At 40.5% G+C, this 15,596-nt stretch carries 14 protein-coding genes; 11 read left to right on the forward strand and 3 right to left on the reverse strand.

Annotated elements, in window-relative coordinates:
• Window positions 1-162 precede the first annotated feature (162 nt).
• The 5 genes from RMY27_RS15505 to RMY27_RS15525 all read left to right on the forward strand — a co-directional run bounded on the left by RMY27_RS15505 (window position 163) and on the right by RMY27_RS15525 (window position 5,387).
• Window positions 163-366 (forward strand): hypothetical protein, encoded by a 204-nt coding sequence (locus RMY27_RS15505; RefSeq protein WP_322664617.1) that lies wholly within the window; start codon window positions 163-165, stop codon window positions 364-366.
• Window positions 324-725: a hypothetical protein gene (locus RMY27_RS15510; RefSeq protein WP_322664618.1), complete on the forward strand. Its 402-nt coding sequence runs from the start codon at window positions 324-326 to the stop codon at window positions 723-725. The genes RMY27_RS15505 and RMY27_RS15510 overlap by 43 nt, the downstream gene beginning before the upstream one ends.
• A gap of 238 nt (window positions 726-963) precedes the next feature.
• Complete coding sequence (locus RMY27_RS15515) at window positions 964-1,416, forward strand: Hsp20/alpha crystallin family protein (protein ID WP_322664620.1); 453 nt, start codon at window positions 964-966, stop codon at window positions 1,414-1,416.
• Window positions 1,417-2,146: 730 nt separating this feature from the next.
• Window positions 2,147-4,048 carry an ABC transporter ATP-binding protein gene (locus RMY27_RS15520; RefSeq protein WP_322664622.1) on the forward strand — a complete coding sequence of 634 codons (1,902 nt, stop codon included), beginning with the start codon at window positions 2,147-2,149 and terminating at the stop codon, window positions 4,046-4,048.
• A gap of 31 nt (window positions 4,049-4,079) precedes the next feature.
• A complete protein-coding gene (locus RMY27_RS15525) occupies window positions 4,080-5,387 on the forward strand; it encodes a recombinase family protein (protein WP_322664624.1) in 1,308 nt (435 codons plus the stop codon).
• Between the two features lie 13 nt (window positions 5,388-5,400).
• Here RMY27_RS15525 and RMY27_RS15530 read toward each other — a convergent pair whose 3' ends face one another.
• Window positions 5,401-6,570: a hypothetical protein gene (locus RMY27_RS15530; protein ID WP_322664626.1), complete on the reverse strand. Its 1,170-nt coding sequence runs from the start codon at window positions 6,568-6,570 to the stop codon at window positions 5,401-5,403.
• A 739-nt stretch (window positions 6,571-7,309) separates the two neighbouring features.
• On the opposite strand from RMY27_RS15530, the gene RMY27_RS15535 reads away from it, so the two are divergent.
• Window positions 7,310-8,929: a glycosyltransferase family 39 protein gene (locus tag RMY27_RS15535; protein WP_322664628.1), complete on the forward strand. Its 1,620-nt coding sequence runs from the start codon at window positions 7,310-7,312 to the stop codon at window positions 8,927-8,929.
• A gap of 427 nt (window positions 8,930-9,356) precedes the next feature.
• Here RMY27_RS15535 and RMY27_RS15540 read toward each other — a convergent pair whose 3' ends face one another.
• Entirely contained in the window at window positions 9,357-9,743 is a 387-nt protein-coding gene (locus tag RMY27_RS15540; RefSeq protein ID WP_322664630.1) for a hypothetical protein, read from the reverse strand.
• Window positions 9,744-9,912: 169 nt separating this feature from the next.
• Here RMY27_RS15540 and RMY27_RS15545 point away from each other — a divergent pair, with 169 nt between their 5' ends.
• Together RMY27_RS15545 and RMY27_RS15550 are read left to right on the forward strand one after the other, a co-directional pair.
• Window positions 9,913-10,041 carry a hypothetical protein gene (locus RMY27_RS15545; protein WP_322664632.1) on the forward strand — a complete coding sequence of 43 codons (129 nt, stop codon included), beginning with the start codon at window positions 9,913-9,915 and terminating at the stop codon, window positions 10,039-10,041.
• A 179-nt stretch (window positions 10,042-10,220) separates the two neighbouring features.
• On the forward strand, window positions 10,221-12,125 hold the full coding sequence (locus tag RMY27_RS15550) for a chloride channel protein (RefSeq protein WP_322664634.1): 1,905 nt from the start codon (window positions 10,221-10,223) through the stop codon (window positions 12,123-12,125).
• A 156-nt stretch (window positions 12,126-12,281) separates the two neighbouring features.
• Here RMY27_RS15550 and RMY27_RS15555 read toward each other — a convergent pair whose 3' ends face one another.
• On the reverse strand, window positions 12,282-12,695 hold the full coding sequence (locus tag RMY27_RS15555; protein ID WP_104909531.1) for an AbrB family transcriptional regulator: 414 nt from the start codon (window positions 12,693-12,695) through the stop codon (window positions 12,282-12,284).
• Between the two features lie 491 nt (window positions 12,696-13,186).
• On the opposite strand from RMY27_RS15555, the gene RMY27_RS15560 reads away from it, so the two are divergent.
• The 3 genes from RMY27_RS15560 (at window position 13,187) to pyrR (ending at window position 15,282) form a co-directional block, all read left to right on the forward strand.
• Entirely contained in the window at window positions 13,187-13,627 is a 441-nt protein-coding gene (locus tag RMY27_RS15560; protein WP_322664725.1) for an Rrf2 family transcriptional regulator, read from the forward strand.
• A gap of 57 nt (window positions 13,628-13,684) precedes the next feature.
• Window positions 13,685-14,656, forward strand: a complete 972-nt coding sequence (cbiB, locus tag RMY27_RS15565) for an adenosylcobinamide-phosphate synthase CbiB (protein ID WP_322664636.1) — start codon at window positions 13,685-13,687, stop codon at window positions 14,654-14,656.
• A gap of 89 nt (window positions 14,657-14,745) precedes the next feature.
• Window positions 14,746-15,282, forward strand: coding sequence for a bifunctional pyr operon transcriptional regulator/uracil phosphoribosyltransferase PyrR (gene pyrR, locus RMY27_RS15570; protein WP_094353001.1), 537 nt, complete (start codon window positions 14,746-14,748; stop codon window positions 15,280-15,282).
• Window positions 15,283-15,596 lie beyond the last annotated feature (314 nt).

Raw genomic sequence — 15,596 nt, forward strand, 5'->3', positions numbered from 1 at the left:
CAACCTGAAGATTTACGATTTTATGTTAAACAGTTAGCTACCGAAGCTGTACAATAATCAGAACCATCAGCATGGTTTGATGTGTTATATACCGAAGCTAAAGGTGATACAGCAAAAATTCCTTAGGCAAAGTTAACTCTTCACCCTTATCTACAAGATTGGTTGACGAATCATCAACCGTTCGCTTCTGGGCAAAAGGCGCTAGTGATTGGTTGCGGCTTGGGAGATGATGCCGAAGCTTTAGCTCATCTGGGATTTGAAGTAACCACCTTTGATATTTCACCGACAGCGATGTCTGACGACAAGCTGCTTCGCATCTACGCTTGTGTCAAGAGCGATTTCCAGATTCGACTGTCAACTATGTAGTTGCAGATTTGTTAGCAATTCCCTCACAATGGCATCAAGCTTTTGATTTTGTTTTTGAATGTCGTAATATTCAAGCTTTGCCGTTGAATGTACGTTATTGGGTTATTTCTTCAGTTACCTCCTTTGTTGCTCCTGGTGGCACACTTTTGCTGATTACTCGTGTTCGAGATACAGAAGTTGAACCCTCTGGCCCACCTTGGCCATTATCAGACTCAGAATTAGCACAGTTTGAAAATGTGGGATTACAGCAAGTAGAAAAACTCGTATTTTTAGAATCTGAGCTTGATGTTAAGCAAGTGCGGATTGAATATCAAAGGCATAATTCTTTGACAGATTTAAATTCTACAGCCAAAACCTAATTTATTACTACGTATGAATTTTACAGATTCTCAAAGTCATTATTCTGGTTTACCGAACCGAGGAATTCGGGTAAACCGTAATCTTTGTTTTAGGTCTAATTAAGTGCGGTAATCATTATTTAATGAGGTGATGATTACCGAATTTACAGGAGTTGGAACCATACTTATTATGAATACATAAGCACAAAATCAAGTGCAAAAACGATTAAACAATAGCTGAATTTTCCGAGAAAGAGTTATGGTACTAGTTCGTTACAACCCCTGGCAAGAATTGAACGCTTTAGAACGTCACATCAACGGCTTATTTGGAGATACCAGAGTACCATCTGCACGGCTTGAAAAAAGCTTTATCAGAGTTCCGGCTGCTGAACTGCACGAAACCGATGATGCGATTCATCTCAAGCTAGAGCTGCCAGGACTGGAAGCTAAAGACTTAGATATTCAAGTCACCCAAGACGCTGTTCACATTAGCGGTGAGCGCAAGTCTGAAACTAAAACCCAAGACAAGAGTATTACCAAGAGTGAATTTTACTATGGCAAGTTCCAACGTGTAATTCCTCTATCTGCTAGGGTTCAAAATACCAATGTTACCGCAGATTATAAAGACGGTATCTTGAATTTGACACTGCCTAAGTCCGAGGAAGAAAAGAACAAAGTTGTCAAGGTTAATCTAGAACAACCTGCTGCATAAATGCGAAACTTCTCACCTCCAATAGATTGAGATAGCTAAAAGCCCAGTTAGAGATGACTGGGCTTTTTTGTATGCAATCTTCTACTTTAAGGGGAATGGCACTAAGTTAAGATACAGCCCTTGCCCTGACTGGTTCCCAGCCTGGAGACTGGGAACCCATTCTGGGAGGCTCTGCCTCCTCTTTCTTGACGAGAGGCAGAGCCTCTCTGAATACATTCCCAGTCTTAAGACTAGGAACGAGACTAAACAAGCCTTTGGGCTTTTCTTAGTGCCATTTTACTTTAAGGGGCTGTGACGCTTCTGCGGACGCTTGCCGACTCGGTGTCGCTCTCTTGGTAGAGTAGATGGCGGGTATTATACCGCGCAGTTCTGTGTTAAATAGACCTAGACCTCTTGCAAAAATATATTTTTGCCCTCTTAGGGAAAAGGGTAAAGGTTAAAGGGAAAGAATTTTGAGTTTCTTTACCCTTTTCCCCTTCACCTTTACCCCGACTTTCGCAAGAAGTTTAATCTATATGTGCGATTTTCACCGCTTCCAACTTCCGATATTCTTAGCTTTCGCTTTTGCTCATGTGCAGGTAGTCATAACATTTCATGGATTGCCATCAGATTTTCCTTTTTCCAGTTGGCATGGTTCCTGTTTTGTCATCTTTAAAGCTAAGTAAATCCGTTGAATTGAGATCACAACGTCTGTCTGGGAATTTTGCTATTATTTGCTACTTTAAAATATATGCAAATAATTGAAATTTCTCCATTTCAAGCATTTCGCCGGAGTGTAGCAACAGTAATACAGGTAGTTCCAAAGGAGCTACGCTATGTAACAATACTGACATTAGTGGGTGGTGCAGGCCCAGCGATCGCTATTTGGCTCAACAAAACGATCATTGATGAAATTACCCGCTTATTGAGTACAGGGACAACGCAGAATGCAATCGCCCTCATACTTTCGCAACCGTTGCTAGTGTCCAGTATTGTAGGTTCGCTGCTAGTAAATTTGGTTAGTGATGCGATCGCTAACATTAATGCCTTTGTGTATAGTTCTTTGCGCGATCGCATTCTCGGCTTTGTCCAAGGACAAGTGATTGAAAAGGTTGCCACTTTTGAAGATATTGCGCTGTTTGAAACACCCGATTTGCTCAATTTGGTGCAGTTGACCGAAAAGGGAGTGCAAAGACTTCCAGAGCTTTGTCTTAGGCTGGTGACGATGTTAGAGGGAATTTTTATTTTCATTCCAGCCATACTGCTTTCGGTGTCCTTGGCTTGGTGGATACCGCTAATTTTGTTTAGCTGCGTTACCCCCGTCATGTATGTGCAGGTAAAATACCGTAAGCAAGCTTGGGGAGTAGAAAGAACCCAAGCAAGTGTTCTTCGGGAAATGAACTTATATAAAACGGTTTTAACTGGGGAAACATACGCCAAAGAAATACGCTTGTTTAGCTTGCAACCTTTACTACTAGAACGCTGGCACGGACTTTACCGTACCATTTTTAGAGCAATGGAACAAATCCGCCGTCGAGGGACGACAGCGGTTATTGGTTGGTCTTTATTGAGTGGGTTCGGCTTGGCGTTGCCATACATATACGTAATTCAGGGAGTGCTAGGTGGAACCCATACATTAGGAGATTTGGCACTTTACACTGGGGTAATTTTGGAAGTGCGGCGGAGTTTGGATAATCTGATGTCTGGCGGGTCAGAGTTATATAATATTGCACTGGCAACTACGCCGATTTTCCAGCTTTTGGAGTTAGAGCCGCAGTTGTCCGGTTCTCATGCAGAGTTGCAATCAAAATCAGTAACAAAGGTATGGGGAGAAGTCAGAGAATCGACTGCTAACAATCGGCATTTTCAAAGAAATGAGAACGATCGCCGATCGCAAACAGGTATTGACATCAAAAATCTATCTTTTACCTATCCCAATAGCAATCAGCCAATTCTAAAAAACATCAACCTGACGATTCACCCCAACGAGATGATTGTATTGGTGGGTGAAAATGGTGCTGGCAAGACTACATTAGCAAAGTTATTATGTCGCCTCTACGATCCTAGCCAAGGTGCGATCATTTGGAATGGCCAAGATTTACGATCGCTCTCATTAGAAGATTTGCGATCGCGAGTTGATGTAGTGATGCAAGATTACGCTCGTTTTCCAACTACCGTGCGGGAGAATGTTGCTTTTGGGGATTTACTTAAAATAAAGGATGACGATGCAATTATGGAAGCGATCGCTGAGGCTGGTTTGACAAAAGTAATTTCAAATCTCGATCGAGGTTTGGAAACTCTCTTAGGCAAACAGCTAGAAGGTGGTATCGATCTATCAGGAGGACAATGGCAAAGATTAGCGATCGCTCGTGCTTTGCTGCGACTCTCTCCAGCCGAATTAGTCATCCTTGACGAACCAACAGCGAACCTCGATCCGAAAACAGAACATGAAATTTACAATATTTTGCGTAACCTGGCGAAGGGAAGAATAGCCGTTGTAGTTAGCCATCGCCTCGCTTTGGCAAAACTAGCAGATCGAGTAGTAGTACTAGAACACGGTCAAATTATCGAAGTAGGCACTCATGACGAACTCATGGCACTAGGCGGACAGTATCACTTGATGTTTTGTCGTCAAGCTAGTAGTTATAACTAATACCATTTCTTTGTGGGGCTGCGCTAAACTTTTGAAAATAATTGCTTACTCTTACACCGATCCGTTATTAGAATCTTCTCCCGATCAAGCCGATTGGGGATGGGAGGTGGATCGGGTTTATGAAGATTTGGGCAAGCCAGACTCTTCTTTGCGATCGCAATTACAACAATTATTTACCGATTGCCAAAATGAACCAGCAGATTATCTCCTGATTCGTCGGTTGGAAGAATTGGGAGATACTGTAGAGGAAATTAGCGATCGCCTCAATCAACTTGAAGTCATGGGAATCGCAGTAATCGCCACTGAACAACCCTACACTTCCGAAAATTACCCTTTGGGCGCTGACTTGCTGAATTTGCTACACGCAATCCAACGTCAGCAACGTAGCCGTCGCATCCGCCAAGGACACGCCCGTAATCGTCTTGAGGTTGCACCGCCACCTGGCAAAGTTCCCTACGGCTATCGCAGAGGTAAGGGAAAATATACCATTGACCGCAGTACTTCACCAGTTGTCAAAGATTTTTTTGAACACTTTTTACTTTATGGCTCCCTGCGGGGTTCAGTGCGTTACTTGGCGAAAAAATACGGCAAGAAAATCTCTGTAACCACAGGAAGACGCTGGCTGACTAATCCAGTCTATCGCGGCAATACAGCTTACCAAAATGGTGAAATTATCTCCAATACCCATATTCCAATAATTTCTAAGGAAGAAGCAGCCCAAGTTGACCGACTTTTGCGCCGTAACAGCCGTTTACCATCTCGAACTGCTAGCGCACCGCGTTCTCTCGCTGGGTTGGTTGTCTGTGCTGAGTGTCAGTCACATTTCACAGTTACCCGTGTTACCCAACGCAACCAAGATAAAGAGTATCTTTATTTACGTTCTACTAGCTGTCCCCAAAGCCCCAAGTGTAGGGCTATTCCTTACCAACAGGTGTTGGAACATACCATTGAAACCGTTTGCCGTGATTTACCTCTGGCGGTAGCAGGAATGAATTTTCCTCAGTTGGATGCATTCAAGAATAGTTTAGGACAAGCGATCGCTCGTCAGCAAGAAATACTTGCTCAGTTACCCGCTTTAATTGAAACTGGAATTTTAGATGTCGAAACAGCAAAATTAAGGGCTTACAAACTCCGCACAGAAATTTCTGCACTCGAAGCAAAGTTGGCAATTCTCCCTCCAGTTAACTTGGGTTCTGTTGCTCAAGCTGTTTCAATACCACAATTTTGGTTAGATTTGTCGGAAACAGAACGAAGATTTTACTTTCGAGAATTTATTAGGCAAATTGACATCACTCTTCAGAATAAAGAATTAAAACTCCAAGTTATTTTTATTTTTTGATTTAATTTAAACACTATTTCTGAGACGGTTGATCCTTAGTATACGCAACAGGTTTTGGCCCTGCATTCCGCACATTGATAACTTTATTCAGGATATCAAACCAAAAAGGCGCACCCATAGCAATAGCAAAACCACTCACTATCCAACCGCAAATTAATTTAAAAACCTGTGAAATTCTGATGTAAATTCTATTCGATTCCGTCGTATCTAATAACTCAAACTGTTGATTAATATTTTGCCATCCAATGGGTATAGAAGCATTTCCTAATAGCTTTTCAATCTCCTTTCTGGCTTCTGGATCTTTAATATAATCGATTCGTTGACTTGCACTTTGAGTAATGGTAGAGCGGATAACCGAATCCTGCGACAGTCTTTTAACCAAGTGAAATGTATCAGTATTGGTTAAAAAAGCAACTAATATTCCAATTAAAATAGCAACTCCTTTGGCATTTCGCTTATAAACACCGCTTGCTCGATCCATCGAGCGATCAAACCATGTTTCTACTTCATTTTTAAATTGATTCACTTCCTCTGTGAGATCGCCAATCTTTATCCTGCTACGTTGAGCAATTACACTAAGGCTCTTAATTAAACTATTAGGGACTTCATCAGGTAACTCATTATTAACAAAATTTATAAATTTTTGGTCAATCTCTCCATAAATTTCTTGAATTTTTGCGTAACTTGCACTATTTGGATTATTAATGCCTTTTTTAAGTTCTTTATAAGAGGCTAATATCATCTGCAAATTGGTTTTTGTTTCTTCACTAGGATGTTTAACATGATTAATTAGCTCAGGAATTTTTAAGGTATCTAATAAAGTAATTGAAAATGTTTCCGAAGGAAGATAGGAAGGACCGCTTTGTTTTTCTAGTACTATTTTATCAGGTTTTTTAGTAATTTCTTGGAAATGCTTTTCTAATTTACCCTTGGCTTGTTGATTCAATGTATTAATCAAAGGATCGTTATAAAGTTTTTGTACCAAATGAATTGCATTAATAATATCTGACTTTTCACTTTCACTACCACCTGATAAAAGTAATTCAATTGAAGTTCTTAAATGTTTTGCTCTCCATTGTAATAATGTGGCAATTAATTCCTGAATTTCCGAAGCTAGCAAGCTCAAAATCAAGTAAATAAAAACCAAGCCAAGAGTAATATCTACAACTACAGGTAAATTCATTGACAGTCTCCAATAATTTTTAGTTATTTATTGTTATCGAAAGTGCTTCAAAAATTGTATATCATAGATATCTTAATTCAAGAATTGCTTAATTAAAATTAAAAAAGCAAAATTAGTTTATTTGAACAGGTTTATTAATAACTAGTTTCTATTAATAATTGTTGGATTTAATTGAAGTAAGTAGGTATAATTAAATATAAAATAAACTCCTAGTTTGTAGTGAGCAATTGATCGCTCAGAGCAAGGATTATCAAAAGTAAACTCCTTACTACAAACTTTAAATTTATTTATGCTTAGATACTTATTAAAAAAATGAATAATTATGTTTTATCGTAAAACTACTATTCAAAAATTTATCTATCAAATTTATGAAGTATTCAGTATAGAATTTAATTAGTGTAGCAATCGGTTACAAAATTTATGGACTTAGCCAGATAGAAATAAATAGATAAATTTTAAACTAAGCGTCACGTTCAAAAGAAAATACAAGTTTATTTACGGACTATCTAACAGGTAATAAATAATTGATCACTTGTATTATTTTTATCATTTATTGGCTTAAATGTTATTTAAATAACCAATATATTTTTTTGAAAAATAGCGCTAATTAGAAAAATTTGAGTTAATCTTGGAAACTAGCAATTGTTAAAAACATACGTTGTTACTGGGTGACAACATTGGAGATTCGCTAGATGTCTCTATGTAATCAAACCAGCAAGTAAAATGATTACCAGAGAATATGCAAGAAGGAAGCTTTATTTGGAGTCATCTGGAAAAACAGCATCGCACGGTTGGCAAATGGATTGATTGGGTATGGCTAATAGTATTGCTGTTGGCAGCAGTATTACTGTTTAGCATCAATCTGGGAGGGTTGCCGCTGCGAGATTGGGATGAAGGTACTGTGGCACAGGTTGCTCGTGAAATTTGGCACGCCCCAGCAGGTTCAATGCGTTGGCTTTACCCAACGTTAGGAGGCGAACCATATCACAACAAGCCGCCTTTGATGCATTTGCTAATAGCTTGGGCTTATTCTCTAGGAGGTGAAAATGAGTTGACAACGCGCCTACCTGGAGCAATTTTAACAGCAACATCTGTACCTTTACTGTATTGCATTGCTCAAGAGATATTTCGCCAACGTTGGGCTGCTATTTATAGCGCCTTAATTTACCTAACAATGCTACCCGTGGTACGTCATGGGCGGTTAGCAATGTTAGATGGGGCGATGGTAAGTTTTTTGATGGTGATGATGTTGTGCGTATTACGATCGCGCCGAGATTTACGTTATTGTCTTGGTGTTGGCATTAGCTTTGGGTTTATTTGTTTAACTCAAGGACTGTTAGGTGTATTACTTGGTGCGATCGCCATCGTATTTATGTTTTGGGATACACCACGACTGCTCACTTGTTACTATCTCTGGATCGCAATCTTAATTGGCATTCTACCTGTAGCTGCTTGGTATGGTGCGCAACTAATTCACTATGGTTATACTTTCGCCCAAATTGGTATTGCCAACCCATCACTAGGCCGAATTGGCTCAGTTGTAGAAGGGAATTCTGAACCGCCTTGGTACTATGTGATTGAACTTCTCAAATACACATGGCCGTGGTTATTATTCTTACCACAAACTGTCCGCTTAACCTGGGAAAATCGCAACCTTAGCTGGGCAAAACTAGTAATGGCGTGGAGTGGAGTTTATCTGCTGATAATTTCCTTCATGATTACCAAAGTTCCTTGGTATCTATTCCCGATTTACCCTAGTTTAGCTTTAGCTTTTGGTATCCAATTATCAGAAACGGAAAATTCGCCTTTACTCTCATCTTATCCCCGTGCTTGGGTTGCTGGTTTGGCAATACTTGCTGTGGCTGCTTCTGCTGGTAGTATTTATTTCAGTGCGGGTACAACACCAAAAACAGATTTACAACTGATTTTTGCCGCAGTAGCTTTAACTATGTCCTTAGCAGCTATTTTGGCAGAACGAGGCGACGGACAATTTCTGAAGATTTTGTTTTGGGGAAGTTATATTTCGCTGCTACTGTTAATGAAATCTAACTACTGGGTTTGGGAATTATCTGAAGCCTATCCAGTTAAACCAGTCGCCGCCATGATTGTGCGGGCAAATCCAACGACGAGGAAGATTTACACATCTTTTCCTTACCATCGTCCCTCGTTGGATTATTATAGCGATCGCACCATCATTCCCGCTTCTGTTGGTGAACTGGAATATTATTGGCACTACAACGGCCAACCCTACTTTCTGCTTAATGTATCTGATTTCAACAATCTTCAACTAGAGTCGATGAAGCTAATTGACCAAGCTGAAGGTTGGAAGTTAGTCACAAAAAATACTAATCGGCTGTAAATATGGGACATAGGGCATGGTTATTTTCCTTGTCCCCTTGTCCCCTTGTCAGGAAAAAATCAGATCGTTGCCCAAAAGGTAATGATAATCGTGTAGTGTAGTGATCGCCTTTTTCCCAAAAGTATAAAAAACCTGCGATTTATACCAATTGGAAAAAAGAATGCGACAAATAGACCATTTGTAGAGACGCGATTCACCGCGTCTTTACCCAAGGATCTATTGCAATCATTAGATAAGCATAAATAAACAACAGTTTGTAGTTAGCACTTTAGTGCTGAAAATACTTACCTAATTAGCGATCGCTCTTTAAACGGACATAATATAAAACCGCGTCCTATTTAGGGTAATAAGACACGGTTTATCAGAGTATTTAGTTATAATATTACAAAAATCAAAGTAGAATTTGATTTATACAAAAGTAATCCATTTACTGAGATTTGTTTCCTGGTTCATTAACTTTCTCTGTTGTGGGAATAATTTGGCGATCGTAACTTGTCTTTTCTTGGGTCAAAGCGATCGCACTAAAGAAAATGGCACTACCTACAGCCAATGCTACCATCGGACGCTTGAGTAGGACAAAATCTCTGATAATCCTCGCTAAAGGTCGGCTTTGACGACGTAGCGATGAAGACATCATCAATTGTCTCCAAGTAAACGGATCGCGGACATAATGACCACTTTGGCAAACTACTAGCCTTTCCTGGCAATAGGGACAGCAAAACAAGCCCATGCGCGTTTTAACTGGTTTTGGCGTGGCATTTCTTTGGCAAATTGGGCAAGTAACATAATGATTATCAAAAGTGTGTATATTCATTTACCTCATCCGCCTAGTCCATTTACTCGCTCTATAACAAATAGCTATATTGAATTGGGATCAATGTACGATCTGATATCAAGCATCAATCATACATACATTCTATTACTACCAAGGATGGCTCAATAGTCGCAACACGAGTATAGCTAGATTTAAACAAGGATGACTCATGGTTAATGTTTACGGGTGCGTCCACCCAGCCGAAAAAACTTTGTTGTCTCTAGAAAAAATAGTGTTGGTGCCCACTCGCACCCCACTAGCCGCAGCTACGCCCAACTTAGGCATCGCTGACCCTTAAATAATAATTGTCTCTCATTTAACCATTCTCCCCACACAAATTTTGCACAATGACATTTTTAGCTAAAGCTTTGTAAGTTAAGCAAATAAAGTCTACTTGTCCGGTTGCTAAATAATGGCTCACAATGATAAATAACAGATAAAAATTTAAATTTTTTCTTACATTTACCCCGCCTCTCAATGACTCTCTTGCCTCCCACTCAACTGAGGAAGGTAACGGAACAACCTGCCTTTCCTACACCTTCCGCTCGTTTAGCTCACCTAATTAATCGTTTTCAACCATCCCCAGAAACAGTGGTGCTGTTTTTAGCCATGCTCATTGGCGGTGGTACTGGTATGGGTGTAGTCACCTTTCACTATTTAATCCAGTTGGTTCACCAGCTGATGTTGGAAAATTTAATGGGTCAAATTGGCGCCTGGGGTGCTTGGACTTTAGCCTGCGTTCCCACCCTTGGCGGATTAATTGTTGGCTTGATGCGCTGGCGCACTCAAGACTTTGGCCCTGGACTTTCATCTCTCATCGCCGCCTCTCAGGGAACAGAGATTAGGCGACCACTACGACCAGTTAGCAAAATGCTGGCCGCATCTGTTTCTTTAGGGAGCGGTGCTTCTTTGGGGCCAGAGGGGCCGAGTGTCGAAATTGGCGCAAATTTTGGGATGTTGTTCTCTGTAATTCTCAATGTATCTCAAGAACGACAACGTTTGCTATTGGGTGCTGGCGCGGCGGCGGGACTTGCTGCGGGATTTAATGCTCCCATCGCTGGAGTATTTTTTGCCCTGGAGGTGGTGATGGGAGCGACATCTTTCGCTACTTCTGCTGTCAGTGTGGTGCTACTAGCAGCGGTGGTAGCAGCATTAATTGCCCAAATTGGTTTGGGGACCCAACCTGCTTTTGATTTACCTGTCTACCAAGTTCGCAGTCCTTTGGAATTACCTCTTTACCTTGGTTTGGGTTTAGGGGCCAGCCTCGTTTCTCTGGCTTATACTCAATCAATTCGGGGAGCAAAAGCTTGCTTTGCTGGGAAGGTTCCAGGTTTTGCCTTTTTGGGACGAATTCCTGAGCCGATTCATCCAATTATTGGCGGTGTAATCATTGGTGCTGTTGCTTTGCAGTTTCCGCAAATTCTGGGTGTAGGTTATGAAACTGTAGAAGCAATGCTTCAAGATGTGGAGTTTCCACTCTACTTATTGGTGGTATTGTTGGTGGTGAAATTATTAATGACCGCAATTAGTGCAGGTAGTGGTTTCATCGGTGGTTTGTTCGCACCAGCAATGTTTTTAGGTGCTTCTTTTGGATCGGCTTACGCCAAAATGTTGGGTGTAGCATTCCCGACAATTTGCGATCAAATGGCGGCTCCGCCAGCTTACGCAATGGTGGGAATGGCAGCAGTGCTAGCTGCTAGTGTGAGAGCGCCGTTAACGGCTATTTTAATGCTGTTTGAATTAACCCGCGACTATCGAATTGTTTTACCGTTGATGGCAGCTGTGGGTTTGAGTGTTTGGTTAGTAGAAAGGATTAAACCAACTTTTAACTCTAACTCTAATCTACAACAAATCGGTCTTTCGGAATTGAAAGATGAACAAGCGGAAATTGTGCAGCAAATTTTGGTAGAAGATGCAATGTATCCCTGTCCCAAAAAGTTACCTGCAACTTTGGGAGTATTAGATGCAGCTGTGGAAATGACCCGCGATCGCGTTCGTAGTGCTTTAGTATTTGATGAAGCAGAGCAATTAGTTGGTATACTTTCTTTGGAAGATATTAACCGTGCCCTTGCTATTTGGCAAACATACCCAAATTCCCTAACCGAAATTCCCGATAATTTATCCAGTCAAACCCTCATAGACATTTGTACTACTGAAATTCTCTATGCATGGCAAGATGAACTTTTATCTGAGGCTTTAGATCGGATGAGTCTGCGAGGTTTACATCAATTACCAGTGGTAGCAAGAGATAAACCCGATCGCATTTTGGGTTTATTAGAAAAAGAACAAATTGCATTAACCTGTAATTTAGCAGTTACGCGCAAGGCACTTCGCCACTATTTACCAGTCTTACCTACTACAGATATAGTCATTAGTCATTAGTCATTAGTCATTGGTCATTGGTCATTGGTCATTAGTCATTATTTTTCACAAAGGACACTTGACTAATGACTGTTTATAGTCATTGTTTTTCACAAAGGACAAATGACAAAGGACACAAGACAACGGAGAATTGACTAATGACCATTTATTTATTTATTAAGCCGTGGCTTCTATGGCTTCATCATCTTCGCGATCTTCTGGATCTACCTGTCTCAGACGAATGTGCTTTTTGCCTAAAGTGATCAGAAACTCATCTCCTGGTTTAAGATTCATCTGTTTTGTATAAGCTGAACCTATCAGTAAGTTACCATTCGATTGCACACTAATTCTATAGCTAGCACTACGTCCACCACGCCCATTAGCACTGGGTGTACTGTCTAATTGAATGCCTTCAGCATCAATTAGGGCATTTAAGAACTTCATCATATTGACGCGCTCTATACCATTTTTGGTAACGGTATAGTAGCCGCACTTCTTAGCTTTGTCTTCTTTGCTCTCGTTCTCTAGCTCTTTAACTTTTTTGAGCAGTTCTTCGCCGAGTAAGGGTTCAATTTTTTTCTGTTTAGGCATCAACTTAGGTCGAAAATGAATGTTTGAAGTGTTTGAATCGATTTTATTTTAGCTGAGGTTGAGCTAACAGGAACATAATCCTTTAGTTTTTATCTCAACCTAGCCAAGTATATTACACTCAGATGCACAATTGTTATGCCATTACCAATATTGCCAAGACAATCTATTTTAGAGAATGCTGGCAATGCTGATAACTATATATATAGTTTGTAAATTACTGGTAGACTATATAAGTTTTAAGTTTTCTAAACTAACGCCCTAAATTTTGTCTATTTCTTAAGGATGAGAACTGAGTCACAGAATGATAAGCAAAACTGATCCCTAGTCATTGGTGATTGGTAATTAGTCACTTGTACTGAGCGTAGTCGAAGTATTGGTTATTTAGAAATGACAAACTAAAGAAGTCTATGAGTGGGAAGCCGACATCAGAATTTCTTTTAAGGGTGATGCAGTGCCATGAAGACAAAGAAAAAACAACAAAGCTTGCCAAAATGAAATTAACTACCAGAGGACACTATAGTGTAAAGGCGTTGCTAGATTTGAGTCTACAGCCAAGATATGGGCCTGCATCTGTGAGAGCGATCGCAAAACGCCAAGATATCCCAGCTCCTTACCTCGAAAAACTACTAATAGAAATGCGTCGTGCGTCAATAGTTAAATCAATTCGTGGTAGCATCGGCGGATATCAATTGGCAAGAGAGCCTGCACAAATATCTATAGGAGAAATTTTAGAAGCTGTTGGCGAGACTAGCCATTTACCTCATCACACCCCAGCACCTACACAAGCTGAAGATTGGGTAACGTTTAGCCTCTGGCAGAGACTCAACCAAAAGCTCAAAGAAGCTTTATACAATATTACTCTGGCAGACCTTTATTACGATGCTCGAAGTCGGCAAGCTTCCCTTGGAGAAGAAGCTAGTTTTGTGGTTTAGTCAAGAGTCAATAGTCAAAATATTGACCCTTAACTTTTAACCCAAGACTTGCGACTTATGACTAATAATATCTATATCTTAATAATTGCAGCATTTTTAGATTACTTAATTGGCGATCCTTGGGATTGGCCTCATCCAGTGCAAGTTATGGGGTGGGTAATTTCTCGGCTGACCAAATTTTTTCTCCAATTGTGTCAAAATTCTCTAACACAACGCCTAGCTGGAATTGTACTAGGTATTATCTTAATAATTGGTAGCGGTCTTGTTGGCTTTTTGATGATTCAAACTGCCAGATGGGTTCATCCATTCTTAGGAATTGCAATAGATAGCATTCTTTTGGCTAGTTGTTTTGCTGGCAAAAGTTTGCGAGTAGCAGCGGAGGCTGTTTTACAACCTTTAACAGTCGGAGATTTAGAGAAGGCTCGAAAGATTTTAAGTAATTATGTTGGTCGAGATACTCAAAACCTCTCACAAGCAGAAATTTACCGAGCCGTTTTAGAAACGGTTGCAGAAAATGCCACTGATGGGGTAATAGCTCCGCTTTTTTATGCAATTGTTGGTGTCTTTATACCAGTTGTGGGGCCAACTCCCTTGGCTTTAGCATATAAAGCCAGCAGTACCCTTGATTCAATGGTGGGCTATCGAGAAGCACCCTATACTTATTTAGGATGGTTCTGTGCGCGCTTAGAAGATTATTTGACTTGGCTACCTTGTCGGTTAACAGTCGTGACTCTGGCGCTGCTATCAGGTAAGCCGATGCATATTTGGCAAATTTGTCGTCGGGATGCAATTAAAGATCCTAGTCCCAATTCTGGTTGGAGTGAATGCGCCTATGCTGCATTTTTAGGTGTGCAGATGGGGGGTACAAATTGGTATCGGGGGGTAGCTAAGTACAAACCACTGCTAGGAGATGCTCTTTATGCCATTACTGCAACTTCTATTCAGAATGCTTTACAGCTGACTCGATATTGTTTTTTGCTATGGTTAGGGATAGCGATCGCAATATTCTTAATGCTCCCAAATAGGTAATGATAAATATAAAGTTAGGAGTTAGGAGTTCGGAGTTAAGAATAAAAACTCCTAACTCTTAACTTATCACTCCTAATTGATGACTCGCTATGTCTGCCAAAGTAGTTGAAATTCTCTCATCCGAAGAAATCCGTCGTACCTTAACTCGCCTTGCTTCTCAAATTGTCGAAAGGACGCGTGATTTATCTCAACTGGTGCTTCTTGGTATTTATACCAGAGGTGCGTTATTAGCCGAATTATTAGCGCGTCAAATTGAGACACTCGAAGGTGTAGCAGTCTCAGTCGGAGCTTTGGACATTACATTTTATCGAGATGACCTCGACAAAATTGGATTGCGGACTCCAACAAAAAGCGAAATTCCTTTTGACCTTACTGGGAAAACTGTTGTACTCGTGGATGATGTGATTTTCAAAGGACGGACGATTCGCGCTGCTTTGAACGCAGTCAACGATTACGGTAGACCAGAGGTGATTCGTTTAGCTGTGTTAGTAGACAGGGGCCATCGAGAATTACCAATTCACCCAGATTTTATTGGCAAGAAGTTACCTACAGCTAAAGAAGAAATTGTCAAAGTTTACCTACAAAATTGTGATGGACGAGATGCAGTAGAGTTGATTGCAGATTAGGCTGTGGGGGCAGGGGGCAGAGGAGCAGGGGAGCAGAGGAGCAGGGGGCAGGAAGTACCAACTTTTTGTGTCGATGCATGAATTTTGCATGTCCCTTATGTACTTGAAAAATCATGTCAGTAATCAAACGGACATGAGATTACGGGTAAGGGTAACTGTGAAAACAAGTCTGTAAAACCTTGTTAAAAAATAAAGATTGTTTGGCTGCCTTGCCAGAAAACCACAACTCCTAATGAGAAAATAAGACATTCCAACCAAGCGATCGCCATCTGATTGTTAACAAGCCTGTTTATTAGACCCAATTTTTTTGAGTT

Origin of the sequence: Nostoc sp. DedQUE09 (genome assembly GCF_034530915.1) — a bacterium.
GTDB lineage: Bacteria > Cyanobacteriota > Cyanobacteriia > Cyanobacteriales > Nostocaceae > Nostoc.